Source organism: Candidatus Hydrogenedentota bacterium, assembly GCA_016791475.1.
Classification (GTDB): domain Bacteria; phylum Hydrogenedentota; class Hydrogenedentia; order Hydrogenedentales; family JAEUWI01; genus JAEUWI01.
In genome coordinates this window covers 1-1,016 of sequence record JAEUWI010000115.1, presented here as the reverse complement: position 1 = coordinate 1,016, position 1,016 = coordinate 1, and the positions used below count along the sequence as shown (strand labels likewise).

1 protein-coding gene is annotated in these 1,016 nt (G+C 69.1%); it reads right to left on the bottom strand.

The genetic code is table 11. The annotated features are described in order from the left end of the window. Nucleotides 1-105 precede the first annotated feature (105 nt). The coding region (locus JNK74_28140; protein ID MBL7650060.1) for a GGDEF domain-containing protein at nucleotides 106-1,016 on the bottom strand (911 nt) is incomplete at its 5' end.

Below are 1,016 nucleotides of genomic sequence, written 5' to 3'. Positions count from 1 at the left end.
AAGGACATGGGCAGCGCCGCCGTGCTCTTCAGCCTGGTCAACGCCGCCGTCATCTGGGCCTGCATCCTCTGGCCGTAAGCCCGGCGGGGCCAGCGGCGGCCGGACTCAGGCCGGGCGCCCGCCCGGTGCCAGCTCGACCCGGTTGCGCCCCAGGCGCTTGGCCTCGTAGAGGGCGTCGTCGGCCCGCTTGAGGGCGATTTCGATCGGGCATTCGCTGGCATCGGCCAGGCCCATGCTGACCGTGACGCGAACCGCCCGCCCGTCGGGCAGCGCGATATCCCAGCCGGCCAGGCTGGCCCGCAGGCGCTCGGCCAGCCGGCTCGCCTCCTCCGGCGTCACCTCGGGGAAAAGAAAGGCGAATTCCTCGCCGCCGTAGCGGCAGACCAGGTCGGACTGGCGCATGGCAGCGTGCACCAGGTCGGCGAAGATGCGCAGCACGAGGTCGCCGGCGGCGTGGCCGTAGGTGTCGTTGAGCTTCTTGAAGGCATCGAGGTCGGCCATGGCGACGGTGACCGGCCGCCGGTAACGCTGGGCCCGCTGCAGCTCCAGCTCGGCCACCTGCATGAAGTGACGGCGGTTCATCAGGCCGGTCAGGCCATCCTTGTTGGCCAGCTGTTCGAGCTCCTGGCGGGTCTCGTCGTTCTGGATGAGCAACGCGTGGTGCTCACGAATGCTTTGCTCGACGGCCTGGATTTCCAGCATGCGCGACGAACCGAACTGCGGCGCCGGCTGCTCGGTGCTCAGCGTGGACAGCGCCTGGTCGATGCGCTGCAGCGGGTAGATCAGGTGGCGGCGGACGAGGATGATGAAGGCGAGCAGGAAGAGACCGACCAGCACGAGGACCAGCATCAGCTTGTAGCGGGCCAGGTTCATCGCCGAGGTCGCCACCTTGAGGTCGGTGCTGGCCAGGTTGGTGCCCTGGATCGAGACGTCGTCGATCTGGTTGTCGAGGCGTGCCGCCAGCCGCTGCCATTCGGCGTGATAGGCGTCGAGGCGGGCTTCGCCGCCGGCCGCCT